This window comes from Hafnia sp., assembly GCF_036648275.1.
In the GTDB taxonomy this organism is placed as follows: domain Bacteria; phylum Pseudomonadota; class Gammaproteobacteria; order Enterobacterales; family Enterobacteriaceae; genus Hafnia; species Hafnia alvei.
In genome coordinates this window covers 166,396-183,251 of record NZ_JAVXIQ010000007.1, presented here as the reverse complement: position 1 = coordinate 183,251, position 16,856 = coordinate 166,396, and the positions used below count along the sequence as shown (strand labels likewise).

Here is a 16,856-nt window from a genome sequence, read left to right as displayed (position 1 = left end):
AATATTACTACCCATTAACCTGGGTCATTCGTTTTTTGTACAGTAACTGCTTGATTTCGCTAAGGCATGAATTTTTAAAAACGCAGCCTTTTGTTAATGCAATGTAAGATACCTGTCAATATTACTTGAAATATTGTCCGTCGCCAATCGGAATACGATTTCAGTTATAATGTTGTGACCATCTGCTATCATAATCACTATGTCAAAATTCCCTGTTAAAAATCACAACGTTAACCGATTCAGCTCGCGCCCTGCTGCGGCTGTAAAGCGCCCGCGTGGGCCACGAAAAGTGGTCATATTCAACAAACCTTTCGACGTTTTGCCTCAGTTCACCGATGAAGCAGGACGCTCTACATTAAAAGATTTCATCCCGTTGACTGATGTTTACGCCGCCGGCCGTCTCGATCGAGACAGTGAAGGCCTGCTGGTGTTGACCAACGACGGCAAACTTCAGGCTCAGCTAACTCAGCCTGGGCAAAAAACAGGCAAGGTCTACTATGTTCAGGTTGAAGGTGCGCCAGACGAAACCGCTCTGGCGCAATTCCGCCGTGGCCTTGAGCTAAAAGATGGTATGACACTCCCAGCTGGGATTGAAATCGTTGCGGAACCAGAATGGCTCTGGCCGCGTAATCCGCCGATTCGTGAACGTAAATCCATCCCTACCACATGGATGAAAGTGACGCTTTATGAAGGCCGTAACCGGCAGGTGCGCCGAATGACAGCGCATATTGGTTTTCCCACCCTGCGCCTGATCCGCTACAGCATGGGAGATATTACGTTGCAAGATCTCGCCCTCGGCGCTTGGCAAGAAATCCAATATCCATAGCCAGAAAGCATGGCTGAATAGCGAAATGGTTAATCAGTCATGAATAGCTAACTAATAGAAGAAGGAAATCTGATGCTAAAACCTCATGTGACCGTTGCCTGCGTCGTGCAATCTCAGGATCGCTTTTTGATCGTAGAAGAAACCGTACACGGTAAACCAACGTGGAATCAGCCTGCGGGTCATTTGGAGGCCGACGAAACCCTGCTAGAAGCGGCGGTGCGTGAGCTATGGGAAGAGACAGGCATACACGCCCAACCTCAGCACCTCTTGCAGATGTATCAGTGGGTTGCGCCAGACAATACCCCCTTCTTACGTTTTACCTTCTCGATTGATTTACCTGAACAGCCAGAAACGCAGCCGCACGATGACGACATCGATCGTTGTCTGTGGCTCACCGCCGATAAAATTATCCACAGTGACCGCCTGCGATCGCCACTGGTACGTGAAAGTATCCTGCGCTATCAACGCCCTGAGCGATATCCGCTGGAAATTCTCGCCACCTTTGGTGAGCTAAAAAGAAGCTAATTAAGCGATAAACCCCGCATCGTCGTAACACCGTTCACTTAAGCGTGATTTTAGGGGAAGTACACCGATGGGGTCGTAGCAGCTTTAGCTGCCGGAGCGCCCCGCGGTGTGCTAGCCCCGTGTATCTCGACCTCTTAAACGAACGGCGTTACGCATCGGCGGGGTTTTCTTATCCTCTCAGCATGACGTGCGTGCGATCACACTTTTTACCTTTGATATTCTTATTCGTCACAATTGACGTTTTTTTAACTCATAAAAATGACGAACTCCGCTCAAATCACCTTAGTTAACTCTCACTAAAAACGTTACTTATTCTTTTCATTAGAGAAATTTTTTAGGTCTCTCTTTGGCACAGATCGTGCTCATGCATTGAGCATGCTAGTCACCGTTGTCATCTGAACCAGAGGACCAAACATGAATCGCTTTGTGATTGCAGAACCTTTGCGATGCATTGGCTGTAATACTTGTCTGGCGGCCTGCGCCCAGGCGCACAAGGAACAGGGGTTGCAGCAGCATCCCCGCCTTGCGATGACACGTACCGGCGACCAAACGGCGCCCATCCTGTGCCGACAGTGTGAAGACGCACCGTGTAAACGGGTATGTCCGGTTAACGCCATCAGCCAAGGCGCAGACGCCATTGAGTTAAACGAAAGCCTGTGCATCGGCTGCAAACTATGTGGTCTGGTCTGCCCCTTCGGCGCGATTACGCCTTGTGGCAGTCATCCTCTCGATCTCCCTAATCAATTTCAATATCACGTCAGCGCGGCTGAACTTGCCGATGTTCCCGTCAGCCCGCCGACGATGGAACCCTTTCTAGCGTGGAATGCAGGAGTACGCAGCATTGCCGTCAAATGTGACCTATGTGCTTTCTCACCGTCTGGCCCCGCCTGTATCCAAGTTTGCCCTACTGATGCGCTGCACTTGGTCGATGAAAAACTGATTACACAGCAACTGTTGCAGCGCCGTTTAGAAGCCTCTTCTGAGTTAGCGTCTGACCTTCTGGCGCTCGCCATTCCACCGCAGGAGCACCTCTAATATGGATTCTCTTCACTTGTTGTTCTGGTCTGTTGGTCTCTACGTTATAGGTGCCGTACTTTCTTTACTCTTCGCAAGGCAAGAGCGTATCGCTATTTGGGCCACCGGCATCAGCGCCATTCTTGGCGGCATTATCGGACTGTGTAGCGCGTTTCCTGTATTGATACAGAACGCAACGCTCACTTTTTCTACCGCAGGCCCCTTCCCTTTTGCCGAGTTCGTGGTTCGCATGGATCCATTGGCGGCGTTTATGGTGCTGGTCATTTCGTTACTAGTCACCCTGTGCGGACTCTATTCGCTTTCTTATGTCGAGGAGTATCGCGGACGCGGCGCGTGGAGCATGGGGTTCTTCATGAATCTATTCATCGCCTCCATGGTGGCGCTGGTCGTCATGGACAATGCTTTTTATTTCATCATTCTGTTCGAGATGATGTCGCTCGCTTCATGGTTTTTGGTTATCGCCGATCAGGACGACGAATCTATTCACGCAGGCCTGCTCTATTTCTTTATTGCCCACGCGGGTTCCGTGCTCATCATGATCGCGTTCTTCCTGATGTGGCAGCAAAGTGGCAGCCTCAATTTTGCCTCTTTCCGCAGCCTCTCGCTTTCTCCTGGTCTGGCTTCGACCGTTTTTCTGCTGGGCTTTTTTGGCTTTGGTGCCAAAGCAGGGATGCTGCCGTTACATAGCTGGTTGCCTCGCGCTCACCCTGCGGCACCTTCCCACGCATCGGCGTTGATGTCTGGTGTCATGGTCAAAATCGGCATTTTCGGCATCATCAAGATCGGTATCGACCTTTTGGGTGCCACCGAACTGTGGTGGGGGATCGTGGTGCTAGGGTTTGGCGCCGTATCTTCCGTTTTAGGCGTGCTGTATGCGCTTGCCGAGCACGATATCAAGCGACTCCTCGCATGGCATACGGTTGAGAATATCGGCATCATTTTGATGGGCGTGGGCGTGGGCATGGTCGGAATGGCCACTCAGCACCCTGTTCTCGCCGCACTAGGTCTGCTCGGAGCGCTCTATCATCTGTTGAATCACGCCGTATTTAAAGGGCTATTGTTCCTCGGCGCGGGCGCGGTTATTTATCGGGTGCACACCCGCGATATGGAAAAAATGGGCGGCCTCGGCAAGCTTATGCCTTGGACAGGGCTCGCGTTCCTCATCGGCTGTATGTCCATTTCAGCGCTCCCTCCGCTCAACGGCTTCATCAGTGAGTGGTACACCTATCAATCGCTGTTCTCAATGAGTCATTCCGGTGATTTCATCATGCGGCTAAGTGCGCCAATTGCCATTGTGATGCTAGCCATCACCGGCGCACTCGCAGCCATGTGCTTCGTTAAAGTGTACGGCATTAGTTTTTGCGGCGGTGCGCGCAGCGAGCAGGCCGCACAGGCCCGCGAAGTGCCTTGGCCGATGACGCTATCCATGTTGCTTTTAGCGTTGCTGTGCATATTGCTTGGCGCAGGTGCCAGCGTCGTTGCGCCCATCATCTCCAGCGTAGCCACTACGCTCGTCAACACTCACCCCATCACCGTATCTGAAGGGTTGCTGTTGGTTCCCGCGCAGGCATCGCAGGCCATGCTTTCCCCGGCGGTGATGTTCATCCTATTACTGGCATTACCGGTGCTGCCGCTGCTGGTTTATCTGGCATTACGCGGTAAACAGCAGAAATTTCGTCGCCACGGCGATCCTTGGGCCTGCGGCTACGGCTGGGAGGACGCCATGTCGGCCTCTGCGGGCAGTTTTACTCAACCACTACGCGTGATGTTTATGTCGCTTTATCGACTGCGTAAACAGCTTGATCCATCCCCTCTTTTGACGCGCGCCCTCGATAGCACTACGCGCGGAGCCGCGCGCGTAGAACCGTTTTGGGACGAAGGCATCATCTACCCACTGGTTCGTGGCGTGCGGCGTTTTGGTTCACGCGTTCAAAATTTGCAGGGGGGCGATTTCAGGCTGTATTGCCTCTATATCGTGGCCGCATTGGTGATCCTACTTTTGATAATTGCGGTGTGAGGAGAAAATCATGTTGATGCAAGAAACGCCCTCGCTGGCAATGGGGATCTTCGCGTTAGTACAGGCGATTATCCTATTAGCCATGACTCCGCTGATGACCGGTATCTCACGTCAGATCCGCGCCAGAATGCAATCTCGGCGCGGGCCGGGGATTTGGCAGGATTATCGCGATCTTGGCAAGCTGTTTAAGCGCCAAGAAGTCGGTCCGGCGCAGTCCGGTATCATCTTCCGCCTGATGCCTTACGTTTTGCTCGGCAGCATGCTGCTGGTGGCGATGTCTCTTCCCGTCTTCACACAGACTGCGCCCTTCGGCGGCGCGGGTGACTTGATCGCTCTGCTGTATCTTTTCGCGCTATTCCGCTTTTTCTTCTCGCTTTCCGGTTTGGATACCGGCAGCACTTTCGCTGGTATTGGTGCCAGCCGTGAACTCACCTTAGGGATCTTAGTTGAACCAACGTTGATTCTGGCTCTTTTAGTCGTAGCGCTTATCGCGGGATCGACCAACATCGGCACCATTAGCGCCACCTTAACTCAAGGATGGAGCTCACCAACGGCAACTTTCTTAGCGCTGCTAGCCTGCGGATTTACCGCCTTCATAGAGATGGGAAAAATCCCCTTCGACGTCGCCGAAGCCGAACAAGAATTACAGGAAGGGCCGCTCACCGAGTATTCAGGCTCGGGACTGGCCTTGGTGAAGTGGGGAATTGGCCTTAAGCAAGTGGTGGTCGCAGAACTGTTTTTGGCGGTATTTATTCCCTTTGGCAAGGCCGCCACGCTCAGCGCATCCGCGCTCTTCTTCGCACTGATCCTCATGCTTATCAAACTTCTGGTGGTATTCGTGCTGGCCTCACTGGTTGAAAACAGTTTGGCTCGCGGTCGCTTCCTGATGACTCACCGTGTGACATGGCTTGGCTTTGGCGTCGCTGCGCTAGCCTTCGTGTTCTACCTAACCGGTCTATAAGGAGCTACCACCATGATGGAAAATATCGCTCTAACGACCCTTTTGCTACCGTTTATCGGCGCACTGATCACCGCCTGCGCGCCCAAACGTTACGCTAAATGGCTATGTACATTCTTCGCCCTAATTGCAACCTTAGGCACGCTAGCACTGGGTTGGCAATATTGGCTGCATGATAAAGCAGACGTCACCTATACCCTACTCAGCTACGGCACGGTCGAGCTGTTTGGTTTTACCATTGACCGAATCAGCACGCTTATCGTTTTTGCTGTCGTGTTTCTTGGCTTCTTGGTCAGCCTTTATTCCACAGGTTATCTCACCGTCGGTAATAAAGAGCATCCGCATGACGGAGGCAATCGCTATTATGCGTTTTTGCTGATCTTCATTGGTGCCATGGTCGGGCTGGTTCTTTCATCCACCATTCTGGGGCAACTGCTGTTTTTCGAAATCACGGGCGGCTGTTCATGGGCATTGATTGGCTATTACCAGACGCCAAAATCTCAGCGTTCCGCCATGAAAGCGCTGCTCATCACCCATGTGGCCTCGATTGGGCTGTATCTCGCTGCCGCCACGCTGTTCCTTAATACCGGCACGTTTGCCCTCAGCGCTCTCGCTAATCTGCACGGCAGCGCCAGCTATATCGTGTTCGGCGGGATCTTGTTTGCCGCATGGGGGAAATCTGCCCAGCTGCCGCTACAGGCGTGGCTACCTGATGCCATGGAAGCGCCAACGCCTATCAGTGCCTATTTACATGCGGCATCAATGGTTAAAGTCGGTGTTTATATCTTTGCACGTGCCATCCTATCTGCCGGAGAAGTCCCGCATATTATCGGCTGGATAGGCATCGTTATGGCAACCATCACGCTGATTTATGGCTTCCTGATGTATCTGCCGCAAAAGGATATGAAACGCCTGTTAGCGTGGTCAACCATCACTCAGCTTTCTTATATTTTCCTCGCCCTCTCACTATCGATATTCGGCTCCAAACTAGCCTTTGAAGGCGGCGTGGCTTACATCTTCAACCACGCCTTTGCCAAGAGCCTGTTCTTTTTGATTGCCGGAGCACTCAGCTACAGCTGCGGCACCCGAATGCTGCCGCGTTTGAAGGGCGTGCTGAAAAAAATGCCGCTGCTAGGCATCGGATTCTGCGTGGCCGCCTTAGCCATTACCGGCGTACCCCCGTTTAACGGCTTCTTTAGCAAATTCCCTATTTTCGCCGCAGGTTTTGCGCTTTCACATGAGTTTTGGGTCATGACGCCATTAATGGTGCTGGTACTCATTGAGTCTGTCGCCAGCTTTGCATGGTTTATTTACTGGTTCGGTCGCGTCATTCCCGGCACGCCGAGCGAAGAGGTCGCCCAAGCGGCACCGGTTCCTCTGGCCATGCGTATCGTGCTGGTGGTGCTGATCGCGATGTCGGTGTTCTCAAGTTTTATCGCCGTTGCCTGGCTTGGATAAGGGAGTCAACTATGACCGGATCATTAATCGTTAATAACCTAGCAGGGCTGATGATGCTCACATCGCTGCTGGTCATTGGAGCCAAACGCCCCACCGCTTCTTGCTGGCTCTATGCCTTGCAGTCGCTGGTTCTGGTGCTGATATTCTTCACGTTATCGCAAACCCTTGAGGCGCACCAGTTAGCCCTTTGGGCCATCAGCGCATTCGTTACCAAAGTCGTAATGGTGCCGCTCATTATGGGCTATGCCTTCCGCAAACTGTCAGACCCCTGCGCCAATGGCAGCATTATCAGCATGTCGATGCTGATGCTGTCGGCTGCCGTTATCGTCGTGCTGTGTTGGTTCGTAGTCGCACCGGTTCAACTCCCGTTATTAGCGACGCTGAAACCCGCGCTGGCGGTCTCTCTTGGGCACTTCCTATTGGGGCTGCTGTGTATCGTGACCCAGCGCAATATTCTAAAACAGGTATTTGGCTACTGCCTGATGGAAAACGGCTCTCACCTCACTCTCGCACTGCTGGCATTCCGTGCACCAGAGTTAGTTGAAATCGGTATTGCCACCGATGCCATTTTTGCCGTGATCGTGATGGCGGTGCTAGCGCGCAAAATTTATCGCACGCTCAACACGCTGGACGTTGAACAACTCACGGCGCTGAAGGGGTAACGCGATGAATCAAGAATCGATTTTATTTCTCCTACTGGCGACGCCGTTAATTGCCTCGTTGTTAACCTTTGCCAGCCGCCTGCTGGGTGATTCAGCCCGCATCGTGGTCACGGCGCTACACAGCATTGGCATTCTCGCGCTGTTAATCGTCGCTCTGTGGGTGGTCGCGATGACCGCTGAACACGGCGAACTCTTATCGGCTAACCACTGGCTGCATATCGACAGTCTCAGCGCCCTGTTCTTGGCAATTCTAGGCGTGATTGGCTTTTTAACGGGGCTTTACTCGATTGGCTACATGCGCCATGAAGTCGACGAAGGAGAAATTTCCGTCCCGACGCTGTGCAATTACTATGGTTTCTTCCACCTGTTCCTCTTCACCATGCTACTGGTGGTCACCAGCAACAACCTCATCTTAATGTGGGCCGCCATTGAAGCCACTACCTTAAGTTCGGCGTTTCTGGTGGGCATTTACGGACAGCGATCGTCGCTGGAAGCCGCATGGAAATACATCATCATTTGTACCGTCGGCGTCGCCTTCGGCCTGTTTGGCACCATTTTGGTTTATGCCAATGCGGCCAGCTTTATGCCCGATGCCAACAACGCTATTTTCTGGACGGAAGTCCTTAAGCATGCGAGCGAACTAGACCCAACGCTGATGCATTTAGCCTTTGTATTTATCCTGATTGGCTTCGGAACCAAAACCGGTCTATTTCCTATGCATGCGTGGTTACCGGATGCCCATAGCGAAGCGCCCAGCCCCACCAGCGCCCTGCTTTCTGCGGTGCTGCTGAACTGTGCCCTGCTCGTTATCATCCGTTACTACATCATTATCAGCGCCGCTATTGGCCCCGTATTCCCAAGCCGATTACTGATCGTTTTTGGCTTGCTGTCTGTGGCCGTTGCTGCGTTCTTTATTCTGGTTCAACGCGACATCAAACGCCTACTGGCCTACTCCAGCGTCGAAAACATGGGGCTGATTGTGGTTGCTATCGCCATCGGCGGCCCGCTGGGGGTGCTGGCGGCCTTGCTACACACGCTTAATCACAGTCTCGCCAAAACCCTGCTGTTCTGCGGTTCTGGCAACGTGTTATTGAAATACGGCACGCGAGATCTACACGCGGTGAAAGGCATGCTCAAAATCATGCCGTTCAGCGCCGTACTCTTCGCGGGAGGGGCATTGGCACTCGGCGGAATGCCTCCATTTAACGTCTTTATCAGTGAGTTTATGACCGTTGTTGCTGGTTTGGCTGCGGGGCATCTTTGGCTCACCGTTTTCATCTTGCTGCTGCTGACCATCGTACTCGGTGGTTTAGTACGCATGGTGGCATGTGTTCTGTTTGGCGACGCCCCCGAGGCCGTCAGCAAAGGCGAGCTGGGGCTGTTCACAACCTTACCGATGGCGATCCTGATCGTGCTGATGCTGATCATGGGGACGCACATTCCCCAGCCGGTAACTCGCCTCCTGGAAAACGCCGCCACCATCGTCATGAATCCATCATCAACGCAGACCCCGACCTTCAACTGGCCGTGGGTCGCTGCACAACCTGTGCCGTCCGCGCAATGCGCATCAACATCCTGCATGGAGAAGTAATGTGAGCTACCTAAATGTGGTGAATAGCAATCAACAGGGTGAAAAGCGCGGTGCGGGTTATTTGAAAAAACTGCGCGAAAAATTTCCCAACAGCGTACTGGACGAAGAGTGGCAAACCGCCGATCAGCTCACCATTACGGTCAAAACCAATGAACTGCCAGAGATTGTGGAGTATCTGTACTATCAGCTCGGCGGCTGGCTACCGGTGTTATTTGGCAATGATGAACGTTCACTAAATGGTTATTTTGCCGTTTATTACGTGCTATCGATGGAGGAAGGCGAAAAGTGTTGGGTCACGGTTAAGGCCTTGGTCAGCGCCACCACGCTGGAATTCCCTTCTGTCACACCTCGCGTTCCAGCAGCGGTATGGGGCGAGCGTGAAATCCGCGACATGTACGGTTTGATACCGGTAGGTTTACCCGATGAGCGGCGCTTAGTGCTACCCGATGACTGGCCTGACGGCATGTATCCGTTGCGCAAAGATGCGATGGATTATCGCCAGCGCCCAATGCCAACCACCGATGCCGAAACCTATGAATTCATCAATGAGCTCGGCGGTAAAGATAACCGCATTGTGCCGATTGGCCCGATGCACATTACGTCGGATGAACCTGGGCATTTCCGCTTGTTTGTCGACGGCGAGCAGATTATCGATGCCGACTATCGGCTTTTTTACGTGCACCGCGGTATGGAGAAGTTGGCTGAAACCCGCATGGGGTATAACGAAGTCACCTTCCTGTCCGATCGGGTATGCGGAATCTGCGGCTTCACCCACAGCGTGGCCTACACGACGTCGGTTGAAAATGCACTCGGTATCGTGGTTCCTCCCCGAGCCCATACCATTCGCAGTATTTTATTAGAAGTTGAACGTCTGCACAGCCACCTACTTAACCTCGGCCTATCAAGCCACTTTGTCGGCTTTGATACCGGATTCATGCAGTTTTTCCGCGTACGTGAAAAATCCATGATGATGGCTGAGCTGCTCACCGGCGCCCGCAAAACCTACGGCTTAAACCTCATTGGTGGCATTCGTCGTGACATTCTCAAAGCCCAGCAGATGAAAACCCTGCAATTGGTGCACGAGATGCGCGATGACGTCACTCAGCTAGTCGATATGCTGATGAATACGCCGAACATTGAGCAACGCACGCAGGGCGTGGGCATTTTAGATCGTAAAATCGCGCGGGATTTCAGCCCCGTTGGGCCACTGATCCGCGGCAGCGGTTTCAAGCGAGACATGCGTTTCGACCACCCCTATGCCGATTACGGTAACCTACCTAAAACGTTATTTACCTTCGACGGCGGCGATGTGTTCTCACGCGTGATGGTGCGCGTGAAGGAGGTCTTCGATTCTTTAGCCATGATCGAGTACGGCTTAGATAACCTGCCCGAAGGCAATCTGCTGGTCGAAGGCTTTACCTATCAACCACATAAATTTGCTCTAGGTTATGCCGAGGCACCACGCGGTGAAGACGTGCATTGGAGCATGCTGGGCGACAATCAAAAATTGTTCCGCTGGCGCTGTCGCGCCGCAACCTACGCCAACTGGCCGGTATTACGCTACATGCTGCGTGGAAACACCATTTCCGATGCTCCGCTTATCATTGGCAGCCTTGACCCCTGCTACTCCTGTACCGATCGGGTAACCCTAGTTGACGTGCGTAAGAAAAAATCCAAAACCGTCTCCTATCGGGAAATTGAACGCTATAGCGTTGAACGTAATCATTCACCGCTGAAATGAGGGGTAAACAATGCTGAAACTGTTTAAGACCATCCTCAAAGCCGGTGAGCCAACGGTGAAATATCCGTTCAAGCCGCTGGACGTTTGCCCCGGCTTTCGTGGCAAACCGGAATACGATCCCGAACAATGCATCGCCTGTGGGGCCTGCACCGTCGCCTGCCCTGCTAACGCATTGACGATGGAAACTCATCTCCAGAGCGGCGAGCGCATTTGGCAATTGTTTATTGGCCGCTGCATTTTCTGTGGTCGGTGTGAAGAGGTATGCCCAACGCGAGCAATTGTGCTGTCGCCCGAGTTTGAAATGGCGGTCACCCACAAGCCCGATTTGTACGTGAAAGCAACCTTTCAACTCCAAAACTGCCGCAGCTGTCACCGTCCTTTCACGCCGGTGAAATCGGTGGAATATGCGATGGCGCTGCTGATCCAGTCTGGCGTCGATGCCGCCAGCGTTGAGCAAATGCGTCCCAAGTTTGAAACCTGCCCTAGCTGCCGACGTAGAGATGACCTAAGCCATCATGAGCACCAAAACCTGAGCTATCACGTTGGGGAGAAAAGCCAATGAGCCACACAACGAATCCGATCGGTCATACAGTCAGCCAACCGATTCAATTGGATGAGTCGGCAACCGCGCTCAAACAAACCCTGCTCAGAGATATTAAGCGTTCTGCCTATGTCTATCGCGTCGACTGCGGCGGCTGCAACGGATGTGAAATAGAAATATTCGCCGCGATCACCCCTCTGTTTGACGCCGAACGTTTTGGTATCAAAGTGGTTCCCTCACCGCGCCATGCCGATATTCTTCTGTTTACCGGTGCCGTCACGCGGGCTATGCGGGTTCCGGCATTACGTGCTTATGAAGCAGCGCCCGATCCTAAAATCTGTATTTCTTACGGTGCCTGCGGCTGCGGTGGAGGCATTTTCCACGATCTGTACTGCGTATGGGGCGGCAGCGATACTATTGTTCCAATTGATGTTTGGATACCCGGATGCCCGCCAACACCTGCCGCAACGATTTACGGATTTGCCGTCGCACTCGGCTTGCTCGATCAAAAACTTAAAGGCGTTAACCACCAGCAGCAGGAGAATGAGAAAGCCTCGTTATTACTGCCAGAAACACTGCCTGAACTCAGAATTCTCATTGAACGTGAAGCACGGCGTTTGGCTGGTTATCGGCAAGGACGCGAGATCAGCGATCAATTCCTCGGCCTGCTACAAAACGGTGATGCCAACACCGTGTCAGGCAATATTGAACAATGGCTGCAAAGCGCTAACGATCCACGCCTAAACGAAATCGTGCATCGGCTGCAAAGCCTACTGGTTACGAGAGGTCGATAATGACTGGGGAGGAAAAATCAAATCAGCATAATGTGGTCTTTTGGTCACTGCGGCAAAAATTTCTTGATAGCGGCGATGTCCCCGAGCAGGCGCAGCAGGTGATGTACTACTCCTTGGCGATTGGGCATCACGTGGGCGTTATTGACTGTCTGAACACCGAACTTACCTGCTCTTTAGACGTGTACCAGAACTGGATTTCACTCTTACCTGAGGGCGATGCACAGCGCAAAATGCGTGGACTACTGACTTTTGGCGAAATAACGATTGATATTACGCACACTCAGATGCTCGCCAATGCGTTTGCTCCGCTATGTGAGTCAGCAGCGGCACCCTTTGCCGAATGGAGTTCGACCTTAATCCGTTTGTTAACCGAGATAGTTCGCGAGCCCGCCATCTATCTGATGGTGAAAAAGACACCGGCTACTATCTAATTGCCTCATCACAAATCAAGAAGCACAGCAATGTGCTTCCCAAACGGTGCATTACTTAGTGTTCACAAATTTATACTTCTCGGGCAGAGATGCCTAAACGCTGCATCCGCGACAGCAACGTGGTGCGTTTGATGCCCAGCTTAACCGCCGCGCCGCGAGGCCCCGCCACAATGCCGTTAGTTTCACGTAGCACCTGAACAATACGCTCTCTTTCCTCTTCATCATTTTCTGGGGCTTTGGTTTGCAGGATCTGCGCCATTTTGGAGATTTTATCTGCCACATGTTTTTTAATTGCGGGGATGCGTAAATCATTAAGCTGCAAATTAAGCGGCCCGCGACGGGTCAAAATTACGGCCCTTTCAATTACGTTTTCCAGCTCACGCACGTTGCCTGGCCAAGGATATCGGCTCAAATGTTCCAAGGCTTCGGCGGGAATACTGTCAATATCACGATTCATGCGGCGAGCCAGTTTTTGAGTGAAAAATTTAGCCAATAAGGGAATGTCGTCTGGCCTTTCACGCAACGGAGGCAACAAAATTGGAAACACATTTAGCCGGTAATAAAGATCGCCACGAAACTCACGTTCAGCCGCCATGTGTTGCAAATCACGGTTGGTCGCAGCGATAACGCGTACGTTAACAGGGATAACTCGATTTCCCCCCAAACGCTCAATCTCCCGCTCCTGCAAAACTCGCAGCAGTTTGGGTTGAAGTTCGAGCGGCATATCGCCGATTTCATCTAAAAATAACGTTCCGCCCTCGGCCATTTCGAAGCGCCCAAGATGAGTAGTGGTAGCACCAGTAAACGCCCCTTTATCATGGCCAAACAGATCGCTTTCAAGCAGGCTGGAAGGCACCGCCGCACAGTTCATTTTTATCATGGGGTTATTATGTCTGGCGCTGAGCTTATGAATGGCGCGAGCCACCATCTCTTTGCCGGTTCCCGTTTCCCCCAAAATTAATACGGTGCTATCGCTTTCAGCGACCATTTCCATTTGCTCAACTACATCACTCATCGCTTGGCTTTGGTAAATAATGTCGCTGAATCCGTCGCTATTTTGGATTTGCTCATTGAGCCAGATATTTTCATGCGCCAGACTATCTTTACTGCGGGTGATCTGCCCATAAGCGTCGGCGTTTTCTACCGCAATGCCGATACGAGCCGCGATCTGAGCCAAAAGCTGGCAGCTATCGCGGGTAAAAATAGCGGGATCGGGGTGTGCTAAAATCAGAACGCCAAGAGGCTTGTGGTTAAACGATAACGGCAGAAAAAATGCCGCCTGCATACCTTTTTGAGCCAATGTCTGAAGTAATGGATCTTGTCGCCAATCGGTTAAATGCTTATGGGTTTGCACCAGAATAGACTGATTCTCATGCAGTGAACGCGCCACCATGCTGCCATCAAGCTCAAGAGAAAATTGGCGGCAGGTAACAGATTGATGAGGCAAATAGTCACTGGCATATACCACCAAACTTTGCTGCTTACCGGCGTCGCATAACGCCATGGCAATCGATGCAATGCCAAAAAAGCGATGAATCTCTTTCGACACTTCTGCCACCAGCGCATCTGTTTCAAGATGCGATAGCACAGAATTGGTGGTATCCACCAAAATCTGACACTGATCGCGTTCATGGCTTAAATTCACGCACTCTTCCCGCAGGCGTTCTTGCTCCAGTAGGCCTTCAATAACCGGCGTGACTAACCGCGCAAGCCAGGAGAAAAGCACTTTATCGTCGGCGGTAAACAGACCTCCGTCATTACGCACAAACCTGAGCTCAACTAACGTACTGCCCGCAAGTTTGACCAGATGCAAATTGCTGTCGCTTACACTGCCGGTGAAAGCCGTTGCCGAACGCTCAACGCTGCCATCGTCAAAACAGCGATAATAAACGCCGTCGTTGAGATGAAGTTCGATAAATTGCACAGGGCTAAAGGGGGGCGGTAATGGGATAAATGCTTTGAGCGCAGAAATGCTGTCGGTTTGGCCAAGCAACTGCTGCGTAACCAGAGAGACAACCTCCTGCCACGGTAAATTTTGCGGAGTAACAACGCTAGTAATAATACTCGTTTCGCTCGGCTTCATAATATCGCAACGTTATCATTCTGATTATTGAATCCCCAGTGTAATACGTTTTTAAATTAATATAACAAATGACACATTATTCTTTGATCAGAACAGGATATTTTTTACTGCCTATCACCCGCATATATCCACGTCATCTTTAATAATCAATTTTTGTGATCTCGATAGTTATTCCACATCTATCAGAAAGTTTTTTGGTACGCAACGTGCATATCTTAAAGTGAATATAGAATCATACTTTCTATTCGTTCCTTTTTTATATCAGGTGATATGACAGGAGTTAGCTATGAGCACAGGCAATCCATTTGATTTACGTTTGCCGGATGAAATGGCAAAAGTCGCTGAACAAGCAGGATTATATAAAGCGACTAAAAAGAAAGAGCTCTCATTCTTTCTCGCACTAACCGCTGGCGTATTTATTTCCCTCGCCTTTGTTTTCTACATCACAGTAACTATGGGCCCAGCGCCCGCTACGGGGGTCACCAAATTGGCTGGGGGGTTGTGCTTTGCCTTAGGACTGATTCTGGTTGTCGTTTGCGGCGCCGATCTCTTTACTTCTTCGGTACTTACCGTAATGGCTAAGGCCAGTGGGCTCATCAACTGGCGTCAATTAATAACCAACTGGATCATTGTGTACGTCGGAAATTTTGTCGGGGCTATGCTGCTGGTCGCGCTTATCTGGTTCGCAGGACAAGCGATGAATAGTAACGGTCAGTGGGGGCTCAACGTTTTACAGACCGCCGATCACAAAATGCATCATACGTTTATTGAAGCTGTGTGCCTCGGCATATTGTGCAACCTAATGGTTTGCCTTGCCGTATGGCTCAGTTACTCTGGGCGTACTTTGGTCGACAAAATTGCCGCCCTCTTATTGCCTATCGGCATGTTCGTTGCCAGCGGTTTTGAGCACAGCATTGCCAATATGTTTCTTATTCCGCTGGCGATCGTTATTCGCAATTTTTCACCCGATACATTCTGGCAAACGCTGAATACTACACCGGATCAGTTTTCTGCTCTGACCGTGAATAATTTTATTACTGACAATCTTATCCCCGTCACTATTGGTAATATAATCGGCGGTGGCGTACTCGTGGGAATTACCTATTGGGTGATTTACTTACGTCACCCTAAAAACAAACAGTAATATTTTCGTCATTAATGACGAGATGGATAGCTCATTATCATAATGGCGCATTGCCATTGTGATAGACATGAAAAAACAGTTGTGCGTAATATCGGTAGCAATGAGGTTTATTTCTATTCGTCAGATTTGACGATTTGGAAATATAATTTTCATCCGCAGGTACATTGACTGCCAGCAAGGCTAACTGAATACCAAACAGCTGCCAATATACAAAGGCAAACAGGCTCATTTAATATGTCAAAAAAACAGGTTAGTCATATTCCGCATGACACGATAGAGAGCCTTTCGGTCTGTTTTATCGCGTATTTTGAACGCTATGGCAAACCGAAAAAAACCTGCTTCTTGGCACATTTGCAAACGTTATATCAGATGCATACTGGCGTAAGCCTTCCCACAGGCGGAGACCATTCTCATCACATTGAAGTATTATTTAACCAAGCAACAAAAGCATGGCATACCTACCGCTACCACACCTTTGAACGACCTACGAACAGAAGCCAAAACCACCTACAGGCGGGACGCGTATTTCGCGTAAATAACTGGAGCGTTCGCGATCTGTATCAGTGGTCAAAAAAGAATAGCTTTGATCTCTTCAACCATCTCAAGATGCGCGGAGCAAAAAAGTTGCAGTGTGTTTACCTCTACGATGAAGAACAGCCCTATTATATTCGTTGGCGCTCTACAGCTACAGGCATTCATCCCTATGACATTATTGATTTTTCCTGGCAGGAGATTTCCACCTATCGGCTAATTCTCTCTGAATCGTTAATCGTGCATAACCGTTGCGCTGGCAAAGAAAATGGTATCTGCGTGAAGGGTAACAACTACCGCTCAATTCGTGATGCCTATGAAAGCTTAATGCCAAATAAATCTTACGGTGCCATTTGTCGCCTACTGCGTCATGGGGCGACTCCAGATGAAGCATTTGAGGATGGCGAGCGGTGTCGAAAGAAAATCTAAAATATTTTCATTTTTCTGCATCCAATCTACCTGCCCGTCCGTATATGAGTATGTGAGGCACAGAGCCTGACTTTTCCCCTACTCATAAGG

15 protein-coding genes are annotated in these 16,856 nt (G+C 50.9%); 14 read left to right on the top strand and 1 reads right to left on the bottom strand.

The window, feature by feature from the left end; all coding sequences use genetic code 11:
• Positions 1 to 199 precede the first annotated feature (199 nt).
• The 12 genes from rluE (at position 200) to RSC70_RS09280 (ending at position 12,579) form a co-directional block, all read left to right on the top strand.
• Positions 200 to 826: a 23S rRNA pseudouridine(2457) synthase RluE gene (gene rluE, locus RSC70_RS09335; protein ID WP_130971390.1), complete on the top strand. Its 627-nt coding sequence runs from the start codon at positions 200 to 202 to the stop codon at positions 824 to 826.
• 72 nt (positions 827 to 898) lie between these two features.
• Positions 899 to 1,351, top strand: coding sequence for an NUDIX hydrolase (locus RSC70_RS09330; RefSeq protein ID WP_332542279.1), 453 nt, complete (start codon positions 899 to 901; stop codon positions 1,349 to 1,351).
• Positions 1,352 to 1,765: 414 nt separating this feature from the next.
• Positions 1,766 to 2,386 (top strand): 4Fe-4S dicluster domain-containing protein, encoded by a 621-nt coding sequence (locus RSC70_RS09325; protein ID WP_103009846.1) that lies wholly within the window; start codon positions 1,766 to 1,768, stop codon positions 2,384 to 2,386.
• A gap of 1 nt (position 2,387) precedes the next feature.
• Positions 2,388 to 4,403, top strand: a complete 2,016-nt coding sequence (gene hyfB, locus RSC70_RS09320; protein WP_103009847.1) for a hydrogenase 4 subunit B — start codon at positions 2,388 to 2,390, stop codon at positions 4,401 to 4,403.
• A gap of 10 nt (positions 4,404 to 4,413) precedes the next feature.
• The gene (locus RSC70_RS09315) at positions 4,414 to 5,364 is read left to right on the top strand and encodes a respiratory chain complex I subunit 1 family protein (protein ID WP_025797020.1); all 951 of its coding nucleotides are present in this window, start codon (positions 4,414 to 4,416) and stop codon (positions 5,362 to 5,364) included.
• 15 nt (positions 5,365 to 5,379) lie between these two features.
• Positions 5,380 to 6,819, top strand: a complete 1,440-nt coding sequence (locus tag RSC70_RS09310) for a hydrogenase 4 subunit D (RefSeq protein WP_130985976.1) — start codon at positions 5,380 to 5,382, stop codon at positions 6,817 to 6,819.
• An 11-nt stretch (positions 6,820 to 6,830) separates the two neighbouring features.
• The gene (gene hyfE, locus RSC70_RS09305; protein WP_040046577.1) at positions 6,831 to 7,481 is read left to right on the top strand and encodes a hydrogenase 4 membrane subunit; all 651 of its coding nucleotides are present in this window, start codon (positions 6,831 to 6,833) and stop codon (positions 7,479 to 7,481) included.
• A 4-nt stretch (positions 7,482 to 7,485) separates the two neighbouring features.
• Entirely contained in the window at positions 7,486 to 9,072 is a 1,587-nt protein-coding gene (locus RSC70_RS09300) for a hydrogenase 4 subunit F (RefSeq protein WP_130999115.1), read from the top strand.
• Between the two features lies 1 nt (position 9,073).
• Positions 9,074 to 10,813, top strand: coding sequence for a hydrogenase large subunit (locus tag RSC70_RS09295; RefSeq protein WP_332542278.1), 1,740 nt, complete (start codon positions 9,074 to 9,076; stop codon positions 10,811 to 10,813).
• Between the two features lie 10 nt (positions 10,814 to 10,823).
• Entirely contained in the window at positions 10,824 to 11,375 is a 552-nt protein-coding gene (gene hyfH / locus RSC70_RS09290) for a hydrogenase 4 subunit H (RefSeq protein ID WP_040046574.1), read from the top strand.
• Entirely contained in the window at positions 11,372 to 12,148 is a 777-nt protein-coding gene (locus tag RSC70_RS09285; RefSeq protein WP_332542277.1) for an NADH-quinone oxidoreductase subunit B family protein, read from the top strand. Before hyfH ends, RSC70_RS09285 begins: the two co-directional genes overlap by 4 nt.
• Entirely contained in the window at positions 12,148 to 12,579 is a 432-nt protein-coding gene (locus RSC70_RS09280) for a formate hydrogenlyase maturation HycH family protein (protein ID WP_063586944.1), read from the top strand. The genes RSC70_RS09285 and RSC70_RS09280 overlap by 1 nt, the downstream gene beginning before the upstream one ends.
• Before the next feature lie 70 nt (positions 12,580 to 12,649).
• On the opposite strand, the gene RSC70_RS09275 is transcribed toward RSC70_RS09280, so the two are convergent.
• Entirely contained in the window at positions 12,650 to 14,662 is a 2,013-nt protein-coding gene (locus tag RSC70_RS09275; RefSeq protein WP_332542276.1) for a sigma 54-interacting transcriptional regulator, read from the bottom strand.
• A 286-nt stretch (positions 14,663 to 14,948) separates the two neighbouring features.
• Here RSC70_RS09275 and focA point away from each other — a divergent pair, with 286 nt between their 5' ends.
• Both focA and RSC70_RS09265 read left to right on the top strand, forming a co-directional pair.
• Entirely contained in the window at positions 14,949 to 15,806 is an 858-nt protein-coding gene (gene focA, locus RSC70_RS09270; RefSeq protein ID WP_332542275.1) for a formate transporter FocA, read from the top strand.
• A 234-nt stretch (positions 15,807 to 16,040) separates the two neighbouring features.
• Positions 16,041 to 16,766 (top strand): hypothetical protein, encoded by a 726-nt coding sequence (locus RSC70_RS09265; RefSeq protein ID WP_332542274.1) that lies wholly within the window; start codon positions 16,041 to 16,043, stop codon positions 16,764 to 16,766.
• Positions 16,767 to 16,856 lie beyond the last annotated feature (90 nt).

Excerpts from the sequence above, each read along its gene's own strand:
- RSC70_RS09285 (WP_332542277.1), top strand. The coding sequence starts at position 11,372 with ATGAGCCACACAACGAATCCGATCGGTCATACAGTCAGCCAACCGATT.
- RSC70_RS09275 (WP_332542276.1), bottom strand. The coding sequence starts at position 14,662 with ATGAAGCCGAGCGAAACGAGTATTATTACTAGCGTTGTTACTCCGCAA.
- RSC70_RS09300 (WP_130999115.1), top strand. The coding sequence starts at position 7,486 with ATGAATCAAGAATCGATTTTATTTCTCCTACTGGCGACGCCGTTAATT.
- RSC70_RS09315 (WP_025797020.1), top strand. The coding sequence starts at position 4,414 with ATGTTGATGCAAGAAACGCCCTCGCTGGCAATGGGGATCTTCGCGTTA.
- rluE (WP_130971390.1), top strand. The coding sequence starts at position 200 with ATGTCAAAATTCCCTGTTAAAAATCACAACGTTAACCGATTCAGCTCG.
- RSC70_RS09310 (WP_130985976.1), top strand. The coding sequence starts at position 5,380 with ATGGAAAATATCGCTCTAACGACCCTTTTGCTACCGTTTATCGGCGCA.
- hyfE (WP_040046577.1), top strand. The coding sequence starts at position 6,831 with ATGACCGGATCATTAATCGTTAATAACCTAGCAGGGCTGATGATGCTC.
- hyfB (WP_103009847.1), top strand. The coding sequence starts at position 2,388 with ATGGATTCTCTTCACTTGTTGTTCTGGTCTGTTGGTCTCTACGTTATA.
- RSC70_RS09330 (WP_332542279.1), top strand. The coding sequence starts at position 899 with ATGCTAAAACCTCATGTGACCGTTGCCTGCGTCGTGCAATCTCAGGAT.
- focA (WP_332542275.1), top strand. The coding sequence starts at position 14,949 with ATGAGCACAGGCAATCCATTTGATTTACGTTTGCCGGATGAAATGGCA.
- RSC70_RS09325 (WP_103009846.1), top strand. The coding sequence starts at position 1,766 with ATGAATCGCTTTGTGATTGCAGAACCTTTGCGATGCATTGGCTGTAAT.
- RSC70_RS09265 (WP_332542274.1), top strand. The coding sequence starts at position 16,041 with ATGTCAAAAAAACAGGTTAGTCATATTCCGCATGACACGATAGAGAGC.
- hyfH (WP_040046574.1), top strand. The coding sequence starts at position 10,824 with ATGCTGAAACTGTTTAAGACCATCCTCAAAGCCGGTGAGCCAACGGTG.
- RSC70_RS09280 (WP_063586944.1), top strand. The coding sequence starts at position 12,148 with ATGACTGGGGAGGAAAAATCAAATCAGCATAATGTGGTCTTTTGGTCA.